Genomic DNA, 17,734 nt, shown 5'->3' with positions numbered 1-17,734 from the left:
GCAATGGCGCCTGTGGTGCTGCTGGTAGTGTTGCATTGTCAATTTGCTCTTGTATAGAGGATGATCTTACTTCAGTGTTGCTATTGCTGCCGGGAGTCATAAAGTTTGCTACAACACAAAAAACAATTAATGCTGTTCCTAATCCCCAGGTAAACTTTTCAAGAAAGTCAGTGGTTTTACGTACGCCCATAATTTGTTGCGGTGCAGAAAATCCGGAAGCTAAACCTCCGCCTTTTGAGTTTTGAACCAAAACGGCAAAGCATAATAAAACACTAATTAAAATTATTAACACGGTAATTAAAGTGTACATATTGATTGAATATTAAATCTGTGATTTCTTTATTTCTTTAATAAGGGCTGCAAAGTAAACACTTTTTTCCGGATATTTCAACATCAGTTTTTCATAGGTTTGAATAGCCTTGCTAAAATTGTTTTGACCTAAATAAATTTTTGCCAATGTTTCTGAAACTATGTCAGAAACATCTGCAACACTTGACTTGGCCATATTGCCCGGACTGAAAAACTTGGTCTTGCTACTTTCTATACGGGGCTCATTTTGTATAAATTGATTTACGATTTCACTGTTTGTATTTCTTGTTTCAATTTCATCTGATAAATCATTGTTAATGAGGTTTTTGAATTTATCAGGCTCAACTAAAACATTATGACTTAATGTTTTTTTTTCTTCTTGTGGCTGAAAACGATGTAGCCAGTCAGAAAATGAATGTTTTTCATTTTTATCAGCCTCAGTCAACGGTTTTACTTCCGTTGGAATAATGGTATCAGGGGTATCAATTTCTTCATTCAAAGTGGGTTGTGTTTTCGGACTTTCTGCCACATCTTCAATAGCTCTTTCGAAGCTTTGGGGTAAAGGGGCTATCAGATTTTCTTCTTCTACAGGTTGGGGAATAACCGTTTCGCCATTACTAATTTCATGCTCCGCGGTATTGATTTCAGCACTTTCAGGCAACACTTCAGGCTGAGTTATTAAAGGTTCTGTAATTTGAGGTGGCTCAGGGAAAGTTGTTTTTTCTTTCGGCACAGCAACCGTTTCAGTTGATTCTGCTTTTTTGTCTTCTAATTGCGATTCAATTTCTCGCAGTCGCTGCGACAAAATTTCTGCCGGTGTCAGCGGCTGTTCATTTTTCACCGCCTCGTTAACTGTAATTTTATTTGAAGTATCAATTGCATCTGTTTCTACACTTTCAGCAGTGAGAGGCTCGTTAATAGCTGTAAAAACTATTGCTTCAGGTGTTACGATTTCAGGTTGCTTCTCTTCAAAAATAATTGGCTCGCTTTGCTCCGTAGCGAATGTCTTTTCTTCAAATATGATGGGTTCATCTTGCGATTCCGAATCTTCTATTGCTTCAAATACAATTGCCTGTTCGTTAGTTTCTGCTTTTTCTTCGAATATATGTGCGCTCAGTTCTGATGTTTCTTGTGCAGGATAAATTTCAGTTTTTGATGCAACATCTTCTGAAATAATATTGTCAGATTCATCAATAGTAATATCCTTATTGATGGTGTGAATGAGTTTATACAGAACATTTCGATCGGCAGCAAAGGCAGCAGTTCGTTTTAATTCGTCATTGAATAAATAACTGTTTTCATTGTGAAGTGATTTGGTGTAAATCAATCTGGCAGTCTGAAAATAGGGAAACTGCTCAATGATTTGTTCCAGCTCTTCAATATCATTGGCATGTATGCTTAACGGATGTTGAATGAAATTAAAAAAACGTTCCTTAGTCATTACCAGTTAACAACAGATTTATTAAAAATATCATCTACAAGCTGCGAAGATATATTATTCATCAGAGATGACTCAACACTTGCCAGATCTTTACGTGCATCAAAGTCGGCATACCTCGAAAAATTAGTTTCAAAATTCTGTTTCTCGTCCTTCATGTTTTCAAATTTAACATGAACGGTAATGGTGAGGCGGTTTAATGCAGCAACATCGGTACTTTGAATGGCCGTAGGCTGCACTGTGTAGTCTGTAATATATCCTTCAAAACGCAAATCACCGGATTGATTTACCTGAATGAGTGACGTCTGTGAAACAAATTTTTCTTTGAGTTTATCAGTAAAAATTTGGCTTAAAGTTGGCTGTGCCACAGATGCTCTGTTGGGAAAATACTGAATACTTACTGTTTTAACGCCCGGTGTAATTGACGCTCCTGTAAAAGAATAGACACCACACGATTCCAATAATGTAGCAATCAACAAAAGAGATATTAAACCTGTGAAAAGTCTATTCTTTGTTAAATCTGAAATCAGTTTTATATTACTCATCAGTCTTTAATACCGTATTCGTTTATTTTTCTGTAAAGGGTTCGTTCAGATATTCCCAATTCTTTGGCAGCACCTTTTCTTTTACCTCTATATTTTTCCAAAGCCCGAATAATCAAATCTTTTTCTCTGTCGGCAATACTCAACGATTCTTCAACATGTTCGTGTGGCTTAACTTCAATGTGCGTGGGTTTAGACAGTGTAATTGAAGAATCGTTGGTATGTAAAACCGGATGTCCTTGAACATCATTTAAAAATCGTTCTGCATCAATGTCTGAATTTTCAAGATGAATGGGCTCGCCATTATTGATGATATTAAACACAATTTTTTTAAGTTCTGAAATATCTTTTTTCATTTCAAACAAAACTTTATACAACAACTCACGCTCATTCAAATCGCCACCTTTGTTATTATTAAATAACATGGGTACGTTGGCAAAACTTTCCTGAGGCAAATATTTTAAAAGTACCTCTGCACTAATTTCTTTTTTCTGCTCAATGATGCTTAGCTGCTCTGTTACGTTTTTCAACTGTCTGACGTTTCCTGGCCATCGGTACTCCATCAGTAAACGCAAAGCTTCGGGCTGAAGGGTGAGCGCTGGCATTCGATACTTTTCTGCAAAATCTCCTGCAAATTTTCTGAATAATAAATGCACATCTTCTGTACGTTCACGGAGTTCGGGCACATGAATTGGGACGGTATTAAGTCTGTAATACAAATCTTCTCTGAAACGTCCTCTGCTAATTGCTTCAGGAATATTTACATTGGTTGCAGCAACAACTCTAACATCAGTTTTCTGAACCTTACTGGAGCCAACTTTTATAAATTCTCCCGACTCAAGAACACGAAGTAAACGCACCTGAGTAAACATGGGTAATTCAGCAACTTCATCTAAAAATATAGTGCCCCCATTAGATACTTCAAAATATCCTTTACGCATTTCATGCGCACCTGTAAATGCTCCTTTTTCATGACCAAATAATTCGCTGTCAATAGTTCCTTCGGGCATTGCACCACAATTTACGGCAATGTAAGGACCATGTTTTCTGGAGCTTAACTGATGGATGATTTGTGGAAACACTTCTTTTCCGGAACCACTCTCGCCTGTAATCAACACTGTTAAATCTGTAGGTGCTACCTGCCTTGCTCTATTTAATGCATGGTCAAGTAAAGATGAAAAACCAATAATCCCAAATCGTGCTTTTATATCTTGTATGGTCATTTACGGCTATTTACTATGTATTTCTTTTTTTGTTTTTCTTAAACAGCAATTGGTTAAAGATGTTTTACTTTCTCACAATTTCTCATACAACCTCACCAATCAACGTAGTTGACGTACACTTATTTACTTTAACGTTTACATACTCTCCGGGTTTATGATTATTTTTCGGAAAGACAACCACTGTGTTTTGCGAATTCCTGCCCATGAGCATTTCATCGGATTTCTTAGAAACACCTTCAATCAAAACTTTAAAAATTTTACCTATTGACATATTGGTTCTTATAGCGGAATGTTTTTGTTGTAAGGCAACTATTTCGTTCAGCCTTTTGGTTTTAACTTCAGGTAACACATCGTCTTCAAATTTTCTTTCGGCATAGGTTCCGGGTCTTTCACTATAAACAAACATAAAAGCAAAATCATAAATAGTTTGTTCCATTAGGCTGATTGTTTCCTGATGTTCTTCTTCAGTCTCACTGCAAAAGCCGGCAATAATATCTGTGCTTATGCCGCATGAGGGCAAAATTCTTTTAATGCTTTCAATTCTTGAAATATATTCTTCACGTGTATAACCTCTGTTCATCTTTTGAAGAACCCTGCTGTTGCCCGACTGAACCGGTAAATGAATATACTTACAAATATTTTCATATTTAGCCATACTGTGCAGCACTGCATCTGTCATGTCACGAGGATTTGATGTCGAAAATCTGACACGCATATCAGGGTTTACTTCTGCTACCATTTCAAGAAGATTAGAAAAAGTGACAAAATCTTTTTGCTGTTCGGATGGTAATTGATGATTCAATGCCAGATGAACAGTTTCAGCATCTAAATCTTTTTTAAGTCCGCCTCCATTCCACAAGTAGGAGTCAACATTCTGACCTAATAATGTAACTTCTCTGTAGCCATCATTAAATAATTGTTCCACTTCTTTAATTATACTCTGCGGATCGCGTGAGCGTTCACGACCACGTGTAAATGGAACAACGCAAAAAGAACACATATTGTCGCATCCACGCATGATACTCACAAAAGCAGTGACACCATTATTGCCCAATCTAACAGGAGTAATGTCTGCATAGGTTTCTTCTTTCGATAAAATAACATTGACTGCCTTTTGTCCATCCTCAACTTTTTCAATTAATAACGGTAAATCACGGTAGGCATCCGGACCAACTACAATATCAACCAATTTCTCTTCTTCCAAAAATTGCGATTTAAGTCTTTCAGCCATACAACCGAGCACTCCAACAATCAAATCGGGGTTTTCTTTTTTTATCTTTTTAAAATCTTTAAGTCTGGTTCGAACGCGTTGTTCTGCATTATCACGAATAGCACAAGTGTTTATAAAAACAGCATCGGCTTGATTAACATCTTTAGTTGTTTCAAAACCTTCATTCTTTAAAATAGATGCAACAATTTCACTATCTGCAAAATTCATCTGACAACCATAACTTTCTAAATAAAGTTTTTTAGAACTCACATTTTCTGATGATGATTGAAGCATGGTTGGTTCACCTTGCCGGTTTTCATCAATTACTTTTATGTCGTTGTGCATTTTCTTTGTAAAATTTTTGTTTTAAAAGTTTTAAAGAGGTTTTCAACAATTTTTAACCTGATCAGGTTTCATGATTTTATCTCTGTAAAACGCGGCAAAGGTACTTTAAAATAAACAAGTCGGCAAATGATTAACTATTGTTGCATTTGGAAATAACAAAATGAAATGATTTAATTTGCGCCCTTCAAAAAGTAGCAAATGGCAGAAAATTTAGTCATTGTTGAGTCACCGGCAAAGGCCAAAACAATAGAAGGTTTCCTTGGGAAAGACTTTGTCGTTAAGTCAAGTTATGGTCATGTACGTGACCTTGCAAAAACCAAAAATGGCATTGATATCAAGAATAATTTCGAACCCATATACGAGGTTAGTGAGGATAAAGAAAAAGTGATTCATGAGCTCACAAAGTTATCTCGCAAGGCAAAGACAGTGTGGTTAGCCACGGATGAAGATCGTGAGGGGGAAGCAATTTCATGGCATCTGGCTGAGGTTTTAAATCTGAAAGAATCAGCAACAAAACGAATAGTTTTTCATGAAATCACCAAAGATGCAATCCTTGAGGCCATACAGAATCCACGTAAAATAGACATTCACCTTGTTGATGCACAACAGGCAAGACGAATTCTTGACAGACTGGTAGGTTTTGAATTGTCGCCTATTTTATGGAAGAAAGTAAAGCCTTCATTGTCTGCCGGACGAGTACAGTCAGTAGCCGTGCGGTTGATCGTTGAACGTGAGCGTGAAATTCAAGATTTTGAAGTTACATCCTTTTATAAAGTTGTAGCCAATTTTCTGGTTGAAGATAAATCCGGAAGTACAACAATCCTGAAGGCAGAGTTAGATAAAAAATTCGGAACAGAAAAAGAAGCTGAAGTTTTTCTTGAAAAAAATAAGAATGCTATTTTTAAAATAGAGTCTTTAGAGAAAAAGCCGTCAACACGCAAACCTGCAGCACCTTTTACTACATCTACCTTACAGCAGGAAGCTTCGCGTAAATTAGGATATGCAGTAGCAACTACAATGAGTATTGCTCAAAAGCTTTATGAGTCCGGAATGATTACCTACATGCGTACTGATTCTGTAAACTTGTCGGAGCAAGCACTTGCAAATGCAGAGAAAGAAATCAATACATCATATGGTAAAAATTATCATCAGAAAAGAAAGTATCAAACCAAGTCTGCATCTGCACAGGAAGCACACGAAGCTATAAGACCTACCAGTTTCAGTCGTTCAGTCATTAAAGGAACCCCTGGTGAACAGCGTTTATACGATTTGATTTGGAAACGTGCAATTGCCTCTCAAATGGCTGATGCAAAATTAGAACGTACTATTGTTAAAATAACATCAGAGAAAAGCCCTGAGAAGTTTGTTGCAACCGGTGAGGTTATCATTTTTGATGGCTTTCTGAAAGTATATACAGAGTCGTCTGATGATGAAAACGAAGAAGATAATGATACCTTGTTGCCGCCACTTAAAGAAGGACAAAAACTTAACTATAAATCTATTACTGCCACACAACGTTTTTCACAGCCTCCGGCTAGATTTACAGAAGCAAGTTTAGTAAAAAAGTTAGAGGAGTTGGGCATTGGACGTCCATCAACTTATGCACCAACTATATCTACAATTCAAAAAAGAGGCTATGTAATTAAAGAAGAGCGTCAGGGTAAAGAAAGAAAGTATGTTGTGCTTGAACTTAATAGCAGTAAAATAAACAAAGTTGAAAAAACTGAAATTACCGGTGCTGAGAAAAACAAAATGTATCCTACTGATACAGGCATTGTAGTTAACGATTTTCTGGTTGAATACTTTAAAGATATTCTTGATTATAATTTCACTGCTGAAATTGAAAAGGAGTTTGATGAAATTGCTGAAGGCAAGCTGAAATGGAATAAAATGATTGCAGGATTTTATAAACCATTTCATAAGAATGTTGAAAATACAATTGAAACAAGCGACAGAGCCACTGGCGAAAGAGCATTGGGGAAGGATCCAAAAACAAAAAGAAAAGTAATTGTTCGTTTAGGGCGCTTTGGGCCAATGGCAGAAATTGTTGCCGAAAAAGAATCGGACACACCAATGTATGCAAGCCTGCATAAAAACCAGCGACTCGAAACGGTTTCACTTGAGGAAGTACTTGATTTATTTAAGTTACCTCGACATTTCGGTCAATATAAAAATAAAGAGTTGATAGTTAACAATGGTCGTTACGGTCCTTACATTAAATTCGGTGAAGAATATATTTCGCTGCCCAAAGAAGAAGACCCTTTTACCATTGAAATTGATTCAATTAAAGCAATACTTGATGGCCCTCGATTACCTCGTACCTTAGGTCAACACAAAGGACTTGATATAATAATCAACAAAGGAAGATTTGGACCATACATTAAATATGGAACAGAATTTATATCACTACCCAAGGGAGAAGATCCATTAGAAATAGACTTAGAAACTGTTGTTGATATTTTAAGTAAACCACGCCTGCCTCGAAATGCAGGACAGTATAAAGGCAAAGAGGTAGTTATTGCTAAAGGAAGATTTGGTCCCTATATTAAATACGATGATTTGTTTGTGGCACTTAAAAAAGGTGACGATCCTTTCGAGGTAGATATTGATTATCTCGGATCGTTGATTGAAGCAAAATTGTCTGGTGTTCCATTAAAAAAAGAAAAAACAACAAAGACGAAAAAGTCAGCAGTTACAAAAAAGACAAAGACAAAAGCTGCTTCAAAAAAATCAGCAGCGCCAGCAAAAAAGAAGAAAGCTGCATCTGCTAAAACAAAAAGTAAATCGAAGTCTAAGTAAGGAAGATAGTCATGCAAATCAGCGAATTTTTCTATCCCATCAGTGATTCAATAGAGCAGGAAATGTCCAATGCTCCGGTTGATTCAATGTGGCATTATATTGAAAAAAATCTTGGTTCATCAGGATTTCCATTTATGAACAATATAAAAATTGCCATTGTTGGAGTAGAGGAGACCCGAGGTGCAAAAAACGACTATGAAGCTAAAAATGGTGTTGATTATGTTAGAAGGTCGCTCTATAAATTGAAGAAACATGGTGTTGGTGTTCCTGTTGCAGATTTAGGAAATATCAGATTGGGCGTGACAGTAGAAGATACTTATGCAGCAATAACAGAGATAGTCATTGCATTACTTCAATTGAAAATAATTCCTGTAATAATTGGAGCCAGTCAGGACTTGACGGTTGCGCATTACAGAGCATATAAAAAGATAGATCAGATTATCAATATGGTTGGGATAGATGCGCGTTTTGATTTAGGCATGCCATCAGACCCATTGGACTCTGTGAGTTGGCTTGGTAATATTGTTATGGATCAACCCAATCATCTCTATAATTACAGTAATATTGCACATCAGACCTATTTTGTAGGTGATTATGCTGTAAATATGATGGATAATTTGTATTTCGATACCTACAGACTTGGAGAAATAAATCAGGACTCTAAAGAAATGGAGCCTATTATCAGAAATGCCGATGTGCTGACATTTGACTTGTCCAGTATAAGATTTAGCGATGCTCCGGCAACTTCTGCACCATCACCTAATGGTTTAACAGGCGATATGGCTTGTCAAATTATGTATTATGCAGGCATGAGTGATAAATTAGAAGGAATTGGACTCTATGAGTATGCAGCTTCTAAAGATGCAAACCAAATGACAGCAGCATTAATTTCGCAAATGGTATGGTATTTTATGGAAGGCGTTAACAATAGAAAGAACGATTTTCCTGATAGCACAAGTTCTCAATTTACTGTTTATAACCTGACTCTGAGAGAGAATGAAGAAGAAATGCATTTTCTGAAAAGCAATGTAACAGGACGCTGGTGGATGGAAATCCCGTTGAGTAAAATTAAAAAGAAATTAGATAGACATCAATTGGTTCCTTGCAGCTATGATGATTATCAAAAGGCATGTAATAATGAAATTCCCGAAAGATGGTGGCAAGCCTTAAAGAAACTGTCTTAACTATGCCCGATTTTAACTCATTTATTGAAATAAAAAAGTGCCTTTTGTTTGCAATTTGTTTTTTTGCTTACTTTAGGGCCGCAAATAAAGACGTATAATATTAAACGAATCAACAACCTGAATAGTATATGAAGAGACTTTTTACAGTCGTAGCTGTGGCAACCGCATCAGTATCCTTTGGACAACAGGATCCTCAATTTTCACAAAACATGTTTAACCGCTTGTATCCAAATCCGGCATCTGCAGGTACCAACGAAGCAATTTGCGGTACTTTAATTTATCGCGATCAATGGGATAAATTTGGTGGTGGCCCAAAAACCGCTGTTTTTGGAGTAGAATCGCCAGTTGAAATATTACATGGCGGGCTAGGTCTTTCAGTTTTGACTGACAAACCATTGAATCAAAAAAATCTTAATATCAAACTGGCATATTCATATCATTTAGATCTGGGTGCAGGCAAGTTAGGAATTGGTATTGATGCAGGCTTATTGCAGCGTGGCTATGGTAACGATTTTAATGCTATTGACCCTGATGATCCATTGGTAAAATCAGGAACAGGTTCTAAGTTTGACCTAGGTGCTGGTTTATATTACAAGTCAGATAAATTTTATCTTGGTGCTTCGGCAACACATTTAACCGGTGGAGAAATTGAATATACAGATGATGCCAAAGTAGAAGTTGTACCCCATTTTTATTTTATGGGAGGTGTTGACATTGATCTTACGCCATCTTTAAAATTAAAACCATCTTTATTTATAAAGTCAGATGCCAAAGAAACACAGGCTGATATTAATGCAAATCTGCATATTAAAGATAAAGTATGGATTGGTGCATCTTACAGACTGCAGGATGCTATTGTTTTGATGGCAGGTATTAATATTATCGAAAATCTTAGACTTGGGTATTCTTATGATATTACTACTTCAAAATTAAAAGGGTATCACAGTGGCACTCATGAAATAATGCTAGGTTATTGTTATGTGATTAAGCCAAAGATAATACCGGTATTAAAAAATGTAAGATTTTTATAAATTTAGAGAAACTAAATTTTATTAGTAACTTATCTTTGAAACTGAAGTATAAACAGAATAATAAAAAGGCGTAGTACAAACTGAAAGTAATAAAAGTAAATTTAAATCGTTTTAACATCCATAATTCTCCAGTTACTAATTTGGCAAACATGAGAAAACTATTTATTCCCATCATCGCAGTGATTTTACTCAGCAGCTGCGGAGGCGGTAACAAAGGACAGTTAGTTGGTGCTCTTAATCGAGAGCGCTGGTATCAGGCTGATCCATACGGCATGGTGTTTATACCATCAGGCGCCTTTAATATGGGCCCCAGCGATCAGGATGTGCCTTACGCTATGGTTGCTCAAAGCAAATCTGTTTCTGTTCATGCATTTTATATGGACAATACAGAAATCACCAATAACGAATATCGGCAGTTTGTTGAGTGGGTTCGCGACTCGCTTGCACATCGACTTATAGGTGGCGATCATCTTATTGAAGAAGGAGAATATGGCGAACGTATCAACTGGCGTAAGAAAATTAAATGGGAAGATGAACAGAATGTAGAGACATTGGCTGAGTTGTTTTTACCTGAAAGTGAGCGTTTTTACAGAAGAAAAGAAATTGATTCACGGAAACTGAATTTTGAATATTACTGGATTGATCTTAAAGAAGCTGCACAAAAGTCAAATCGTGAACAAGGTATGACAGACCGTTCTGTGTTTATCAAGAAAGATATTATTAATGTTTACCCTGATACATTAGCGTGGATTCATGATTATACATATTCATATAATGACCCTGTTACAAATATGTATTTCTGGCATCCGGCCTATGACGATTATCCTGTTGTAGGTGTAACATGGAAACAAGCACGTGCTTTCTGTATCTGGAGAACACAATTGTTGAACAGTTATTTGCAAGAAAACGGAGAGTCATTCGTTCAGGATTTCAGATTACCCACAGAGTCTGAATGGGAGTATGCTGCAAGAGGCGGGCATGATTTAGCACCTTATCCATGGGGTGGTCCTTATATCAGAAATAGCCGTGGTTGCTTTCTCGGTAACTTTAAACCCATGCGTGGTAACTATATGGATGATGGAGGATTTTATACCGTAAAAACTACATCTTATTGGCCAAACGACTATGGTTTATATTGTATGTCAGGCAATGTGTCCGAATGGACAAGTAATGCATATGAAGAGTCTGCCTATAATTTCTCACATGACCTAAATCCGGATTATTCTTATGATGCTAAAGATTCCGATCCAGTTGCATTAAAGAGAAAAGTAATTCGCGGTGGATCATGGAAAGATGTAGGATACTTTTTGCAAACAGGTACTCGTTCTTATGAGTATCAGGATACAGCGAAATGTTACGTAGGATTCCGTTGTGTTATGTCATTCTTAGGTCGTGATAAAGCTGACTTTTAAGAATTAATTATTACTCGATTATTATCACCAAAATAAATAAATTAAAAATCAACCAATTAAATTTTCAAAATCAACTATGGGATTAGCTGAATTCACATCCGGAAAAAAGTACAAAAAATTTATGGCAATGTTGTACGGTCTCGGTGCATCTGTTGTAATTGCTGGAGCATTGTTTAAAATCCAACACTGGGAAGGTGCTGGTATCATGCTTACAGTCGGTCTTCTTACTGAAGCTGTAATTTTCTTCTTCTCAGCCTTTGAACCGCTACACGAAGAAATTGACTGGACACTTGTTTATCCTGAATTAGCAGGTATGCATGATCCTAATAATGCTAGAGACAAAAAGAAAAAAATAGATCCGGTATCACAGGCTTTAGATAAAATGTTATCTGATGCTAAAATTGGCCCGGATTTAATTGCCAGTTTAGGAACAGGCTTAAAGTCATTAGGTGAAAATACAGCTAAAATGGCCGACCTTTCTGATGCATCAGTTGCTACTAATGATTATGTTAAGAATGTAAATGCAGCTACTAAGTCTGTAACAGAACTGTCCGGCTCCTATCAAAAAGCAGCACAAGCAATGAGTTCTTTGTCAACAGCCAGCGATGATGTTAAGATGTATAATGAACAAGTGCAAATGGCAGGAAAGAACCTTGGAGCATTAAATGCAGTTTATGAACTTCAATTGCAGGATTCAAATAACCACTTAAAGCAAACTTCGAAGTTTTATGATGGCATTAACCAATTGATGTCAAACTTGAACGAGTCGTTAGATGATACAAAGAAGTATAAAGATGAAGTCTCCAAATTGGCTAAAAACCTGTCTTCGCTTAATACTGTTTATGGAAACATGTTATCAGCAATGAACCTGAATCCAAACAAGTAAGTATCAGATTAATTAAATTATTTTATAACCAACCAATTTTAGATATAGAGAAATAGACTATGGCGAGTGGTAAACTGACACCGCGGCAGAAAATGATTAACATGATGTACCTCGTGTTAACTGCTCTGCTTGCTCTTAACGTTTCAAAAGAAATCATCAATGCTTTTATTACCATTGATGAAGGAATTACTGCATCCAACCTTAACGTTATTAAGAAGAATCAACAGGTAATGGATGCATTTACTACAGCCGCACAGGCTGATGCTGTAAAAGCAAAACCTTTTCAGGAAAAAGCAGCCCAGGTTCATAAAGCATCTGATGATTTGTATAAATATGTTGAAGACATAAAGAATGAAATTGTTAGAAAAGCTGATAAACTTGAGGCTAATGCTAAAATTCCAGGTCCTCGTGATATTCAGAAAAACGATGATTACGATACACCTACATTGGTAATGTGTGGTGATAAACAAGATGGAAAAGGTTTTAAAGGAACAGAACTAAAAAAGAAGCTTGAGGACTATAAAGTTAAGCTTATAGGATTTGTCACTGATAATGCGGATAAAAAAGATTTCCAGACAAGATTTGATGAGTTAATAAATCTTAAAGATCCTGATCCTAATAGTAAACTTGCAAAAGAAGAAAAGAAGAAAACTTGGGAGATGGCAACATTCTACCATACTCCGGTAGTTGCTGCTTTAGCTATGCTCAGTAAAATTCAATCTGACATTAAAACTGCTGAATCACAAGTAAACAACTATCTTCTGGCGCAAATTAATGCTAAGGATTTGAAGTTTACAGATGTAGAACCTAAGGTTGTTGCACCAACAAGCTATGTACTCACCGGTCAGGATTATAAGGCAGATGTATTTTTAGCTGCTTTTAATAAAAGCTCTGATGCAGAAATCGTAGTAGGTGGCAGAACTTTGCCGGTAGAAAACGGATTGGGCAAGTATGTAGATCGTCCATCATCAGAAGGTGTTAAAAAATGGGGTGGCGTCATTAAAGTGAAAGATCCTGAAGATCCATCAAAAGTTAAAGAATATCCATTTGAAGCAGAATATATTGCAGCAAAACCAGCGGCAGTTGTTTCTCCAACTAAAATGAACGTATTCTATATAGGACCGGAAAACCCGGTTTCTATTTCAGTACCAGGTGTTCCAAACAATAAAGTAGTTGCTTCTATTTCAGGTGGGGGCGGAACATTAACAAAAAATCCAAAAGGAACAGGCGCTGATTATATTGTTAAGGTGACTCAGCAAGGTGAAGCTACAATCTCAATTATTGCTGATATGGATGGAAAGAAAATAAACATGGGTGCAATGAAGTTCCGTGTGAAAAGAGTTCCTGATCCTGTTGCAAAAATTGCAGGTAAAAGAGAAGGTCCGATGCAGAAAAATGCACTTATTGCTCAGAGCGCTGTTATTGCTGAATTAGAGAATTTTGACTTTGAAATTTATTATAAAGTTACCAAATTTAAAATGTCTTTATATCCAAAAGGAAAAGATCCAATTGAATTGGAAAGTAATAACAACCTTATCACTGCAAATATGAAAGCAGCGTTAAGTAAGGCTCGTTCAGGCGATAAAGTATATTTTGAATATATTAAGGCTGTTGGTCCTGATGGAGGAACAAGAAGTATTCCTAGTGTAAACTTTACAATTCAATAATTCGTTAAACAATAAACCACGGAGGGTAAGATGAAAAAAGTCCTGTTGTTTTGTTTCCTGTTTGCAATGACAATTACTGTCAAACAAACAAATGCACAAACGGTATTGGATGGTGTTTATGTAAAAGAACACAATCCTACTCGCAAAGTAATGGAGTATGCATTTCTGCGCGAGGCCGATGTATTATGGGCAAAGCGTGTTTGGGAAGTAATAGATCTCAAACAAAAGATTAATCTGCCACTGCGGTTTCCGCGTGAAGGTGATACTAAGGATAGAAAAAGTCTTATAGAAATTTTGATGAATGCTATTGATGAGGGATCATTAACTGCATATTCAACAACTGACGATGAATTTACAACGCCAATGACTTTAGAAGAGTTTAAGAAAATTGGTGGAGCCGGTATGGACACTATACAGATTACAGATCCAGAGCCACCGTATCTTACTCGTGATTCAGCCGTTCAGCGTACATTTTCTCGTGATAAAGTTATTGCATATCGTATTAAAGAAGAGTGGTTCTTTGACAAACAGCGTTCTATAATGGAGTGCCGTATCATTGGAATAGCCCCATTAATGCTTGCAGAAGATGAATATGGTAATGTGAGAGAAGGCAACATTCAAAAACCTCTTTTCTGGATTTATTATCCTGAAGCAAGAAAGCTTCTTGCAAATGCCGAAGCCTTCAATCGTGAAAACGATACCGAACGCAGAACATTTGATGATGTGTTTCATAAGCGTATGTTTAACAGCTATATTATTAAAGAGTCAAATGTTTATAACAGACGTATAGAAGATTACAAAACAGGTTTAGATGCTTTGCTTGAAGCAGATAGAATTAAATCAGAGATAATAAACCTTGAACACGATATGTGGGAATATTAATTTCAAACAACATAAAAAGAGCGAGGCTGCCCATTTAGGCAGCCTCGCTCTTTTTTATATCATACTTAAAGCCTCTTGAATGGCAGCTTCTATTCCCGCAGGATTTTTTCCACCGGCTGTTGCATAAAAGGGCTGTCCACCACCGCCACCTTGAATGTGTTTTGAAATGCTTCTGATAATTGTTGTGGCATTAAGTTTACCTGATTGCACCAAATGATCTGAAATAATCAACGAAAGCATGGCCTTGCCTTCACTCTCAGAGGCTAACAAAATAAATGAGTCCGGCAACTGATTGCGAAGTTCAAAAGAAATATTTTTGATAGCCTCAACATTGGTTAAGTCAATTTTTTGCGCAATAACATTGATGTTGTTCTTCAACTTTACATTTTTTAGCAGTTCACCTTTAATTAACTGTGCTTTTTCATGAACAAAGCTGTCTATTTGCTTTTGCAGTATTTCGTTTTCAAACAAAAGCTCTTTTATTCTAATAACAATGTCTTTAGGGTATTTTAATTCGGATTTAATGGTGTTTAGCTGTGTCAGTTGATGGGTAATGTATTTTTCAGCCTCTACAGAGGTTATAGCTTCAATGCGTCTAACTCCCGCAGCTACTGCTGTTTCACTTACGATTTTAAATAAACCTATTTCACCGGTTGCATTAACATGTGTGCCTCCACATAACTCCATGCTGAAGGCAGGATCAAAAATAATGACACGAACATAGTCGCCATATTTCTCGCCAAATAGCGCAGTTGCACCCATTGATTTAGCTTCTTCTAACGGCACATTTCTTCTTTCGTCCAAGGCAATGTTTTCACGAATCTTTTCATTCACCATTTGTTCTATTTTGGCAATATCTTCATCCGTCACCTTTGCAAAATGTGCAAAGTCAAATCGTGTGTGCTCATCATTTACAAGTGAGCCTTTTTGTACAACGTGATTGCCTAAAATTTGCTTTAATGCAGCATGCATTAAATGTGTTGCACTGTGATTAGCCGTTATTTTTCTCCTTCTCGAACTGTTGACAGTTGCAACAAAATCAGCTTTCAAATCAAGTGGTAATTTATCTGATAAGTGAATGATCTGATTGTTTTCTTTTTTTGTATCTGTAATAATAATTTTTTCTTTTTCGTTTTGTAAAAAGCCTGTATCACCAACCTGACCACCGCTTTCTGCATAAAAAGGAGTCTGATTGAAGACAAGCTGATATTGTTCTTTGTTTTTAGATTTAACCTTTCTGTATTTAATAATGTTTACCTCAGCAGAAGTATTGTCATATCCGATAAATTGCGACTCACCGTTTTCAAGAATAACCCAATCTTCAGCATCAACAGCCGAGGCTGCACGTGACCTTTCTTTTTGCTGTTCTAAACATTGGTTAAATCCATCCATGTCCACTTGCATGTTTCTTTCGCGTGCAATTAATTGGGTGAGGTCAATTGGAAAACCATAGGTGTCATACAATTCAAATGCAAATTCTCCATCAATAACAGAATCTTTATATTGATCAAATCTTCTGATTCCAGTTTCAAGAGTACGTAAAAAAGATTGTTCTTCTTCCTTGATAACTTTTTGGACAAAACCTTTTTGCTCAAAAAGTTCAGGAAAAACATCTTTAAACTGCTCTGCCAATAAAGGCGTCAGTCTATGAATAAATGGCGTTTTAAAGTTTAGATAAGTAAATGAATAACGAACTGCTCTTCTTAATATTCTACGAATAACATAACCGGCTTTATTGTTCGATGGTAGCTGTCCATCTGCGATGGTAAATGCAATTGCTCTGATATGATCAGATAGAACTCGCATAGCAATATCTGTTTGTTCTGTGCTACCATACTTAATACCACTCATTGCTTCAATGTAATTTATGGTTGGCTGAAATATATCTGTGTCGTAATTTGATTTCTTCTGTTGAATTGCCATACACAAACGCTCGAACCCCATACCTGTATCAACATGTCGGGCCGGCAATTTTTCAAGTGTGCCATCAGCTTTCCTGTTGAACTCCATAAATACGTTATTCCAAATCTCGATAACCAATGGATGTCCTGTGTTAACTAATATTTTTCCATCCGTTTTTTTTCTTTCATCATCACTTCGTAAGTCAACATGAATCTCAGAGCAGGGGCCACAGGGTCCGGTGTCACCCATTTCCCAGAAGTTATCTTTCTTATTTCCCATTAAAATCCGCGAATCATCAATATGCTGTTTCCAACAAGCATTAGATTCTTCATCGAACGATAGATTTTCTTTCATATCACCTTCAAAAACGGTTACATACAAACGGTCTTTAGGAAGTTTGTAAACTTCGGTAAGTATTTCCCATGCCCATGCAATAGCGTCTTTTTTAAAGTAACCGGCATTAGGGTTATTAGGATCTCCAAAACTCCAGTTTCCTAACATTTCAAACATGGTATGATGATAGGTATCTACACCTACCTCTTCAAGATCATTGTGTTTACCTGAAACCCGTAGGCATTTTTGTGTATCGGCAACACGTCTGTATTTTGCAGGTTGATTTCCTAAAAACCAATCTTTAAACTGATTCATTCCGGCATTGGTAAACATGAGTGTAGGGTCACCTTTAACAACTATAGGTGCTGATGGGACAATTGTATGTTGTTTCGACTTAAAAAAATCTAAAAATGTTTTACGAATTTCTGATGAGGTCATGTATTTTAATGAAATGGTGTAAGAAGTTTAAATGAAGATATTTAAATATCTGATTTTTATAATTTTTGAATATTTATGTAATTTCAGAAAAATTTTATTTTTGCTGAATTGTGCAAAAATAGAATTTAAGATT

At 36.4% G+C, this 17,734-nt stretch carries 13 protein-coding genes; 7 read left to right on the top strand and 6 right to left on the bottom strand.

Annotated features, from left to right (window positions below):
• The 5 genes from secG to miaB form a co-directional block, all read right to left on the bottom strand.
• On the bottom strand, positions 1 to 310 hold a 310-nt coding region (gene secG / locus V9G42_00480), incomplete at its 3' end, for a preprotein translocase subunit SecG (GenBank protein MEI2757885.1).
• A gap of 12 nt (positions 311 to 322) precedes the next feature.
• Positions 323 to 1,750: a hypothetical protein gene (locus V9G42_00475; GenBank protein MEI2757884.1), complete on the bottom strand. Its 1,428-nt coding sequence runs from the start codon at positions 1,748 to 1,750 to the stop codon at positions 323 to 325.
• On the bottom strand, positions 1,750 to 2,292 hold the full coding sequence (locus tag V9G42_00470) for an LptE family protein (GenBank protein MEI2757883.1): 543 nt from the start codon (positions 2,290 to 2,292) through the stop codon (positions 1,750 to 1,752). Before V9G42_00470 ends, V9G42_00475 begins: the two co-directional genes overlap by 1 nt.
• Positions 2,292 to 3,512, bottom strand: a complete 1,221-nt coding sequence (locus tag V9G42_00465) for a sigma-54 dependent transcriptional regulator (GenBank protein ID MEI2757882.1) — start codon at positions 3,510 to 3,512, stop codon at positions 2,292 to 2,294. The genes V9G42_00470 and V9G42_00465 overlap by 1 nt, the downstream gene beginning before the upstream one ends.
• Positions 3,513 to 3,594: 82 nt before the next feature.
• Entirely contained in the window at positions 3,595 to 5,067 is a 1,473-nt protein-coding gene (gene miaB / locus V9G42_00460) for a tRNA (N6-isopentenyl adenosine(37)-C2)-methylthiotransferase MiaB (protein MEI2757881.1), read from the bottom strand.
• Between the two features lie 198 nt (positions 5,068 to 5,265).
• Between miaB and topA the strand changes: the two genes are divergently transcribed.
• The 7 genes from topA (at position 5,266) to gldN (ending at position 14,928) form a co-directional block, all read left to right on the top strand.
• Positions 5,266 to 7,866 (top strand): type I DNA topoisomerase, encoded by a 2,601-nt coding sequence (gene topA / locus V9G42_00455; GenBank protein ID MEI2757880.1) that lies wholly within the window; start codon positions 5,266 to 5,268, stop codon positions 7,864 to 7,866.
• A gap of 11 nt (positions 7,867 to 7,877) precedes the next feature.
• Positions 7,878 to 9,050: a formimidoylglutamase gene (locus tag V9G42_00450; protein ID MEI2757879.1), complete on the top strand. Its 1,173-nt coding sequence runs from the start codon at positions 7,878 to 7,880 to the stop codon at positions 9,048 to 9,050.
• A gap of 128 nt (positions 9,051 to 9,178) precedes the next feature.
• Positions 9,179 to 10,081, top strand: a complete 903-nt coding sequence (locus V9G42_00445; protein MEI2757878.1) for a type IX secretion system membrane protein PorP/SprF — start codon at positions 9,179 to 9,181, stop codon at positions 10,079 to 10,081.
• 149 nt (positions 10,082 to 10,230) lie between these two features.
• A complete protein-coding gene (locus V9G42_00440; GenBank protein ID MEI2757877.1) occupies positions 10,231 to 11,493 on the top strand; it encodes an SUMF1/EgtB/PvdO family nonheme iron enzyme in 1,263 nt (420 codons plus the stop codon).
• A 76-nt stretch (positions 11,494 to 11,569) separates the two neighbouring features.
• Entirely contained in the window at positions 11,570 to 12,379 is an 810-nt protein-coding gene (gldL, locus tag V9G42_00435) for a gliding motility protein GldL (protein ID MEI2757876.1), read from the top strand.
• Positions 12,380 to 12,438: 59 nt separating this feature from the next.
• A complete protein-coding gene (gldM, locus tag V9G42_00430) occupies positions 12,439 to 14,046 on the top strand; it encodes a gliding motility protein GldM (GenBank protein MEI2757875.1) in 1,608 nt (535 codons plus the stop codon).
• Between the two features lie 30 nt (positions 14,047 to 14,076).
• A complete protein-coding gene (gldN, locus tag V9G42_00425; protein MEI2757874.1) occupies positions 14,077 to 14,928 on the top strand; it encodes a gliding motility protein GldN in 852 nt (283 codons plus the stop codon).
• A gap of 54 nt (positions 14,929 to 14,982) precedes the next feature.
• On the opposite strand, the gene alaS is transcribed toward gldN, so the two are convergent.
• Positions 14,983 to 17,601, bottom strand: coding sequence for an alanine--tRNA ligase (gene alaS, locus V9G42_00420; protein ID MEI2757873.1), 2,619 nt, complete (start codon positions 17,599 to 17,601; stop codon positions 14,983 to 14,985).
• Positions 17,602 to 17,734: the final 133 nt, after the last annotated feature.

This window comes from Bacteroidia bacterium, assembly GCA_037045145.1.
Lineage (GTDB): Bacteria > Bacteroidota > Bacteroidia > AKYH767-A > OLB10 > OLB10.
The sequence above is the reverse complement of the archived record's forward strand: the minus strand, read 5'-3'. Positions and strand labels throughout refer to the sequence as shown.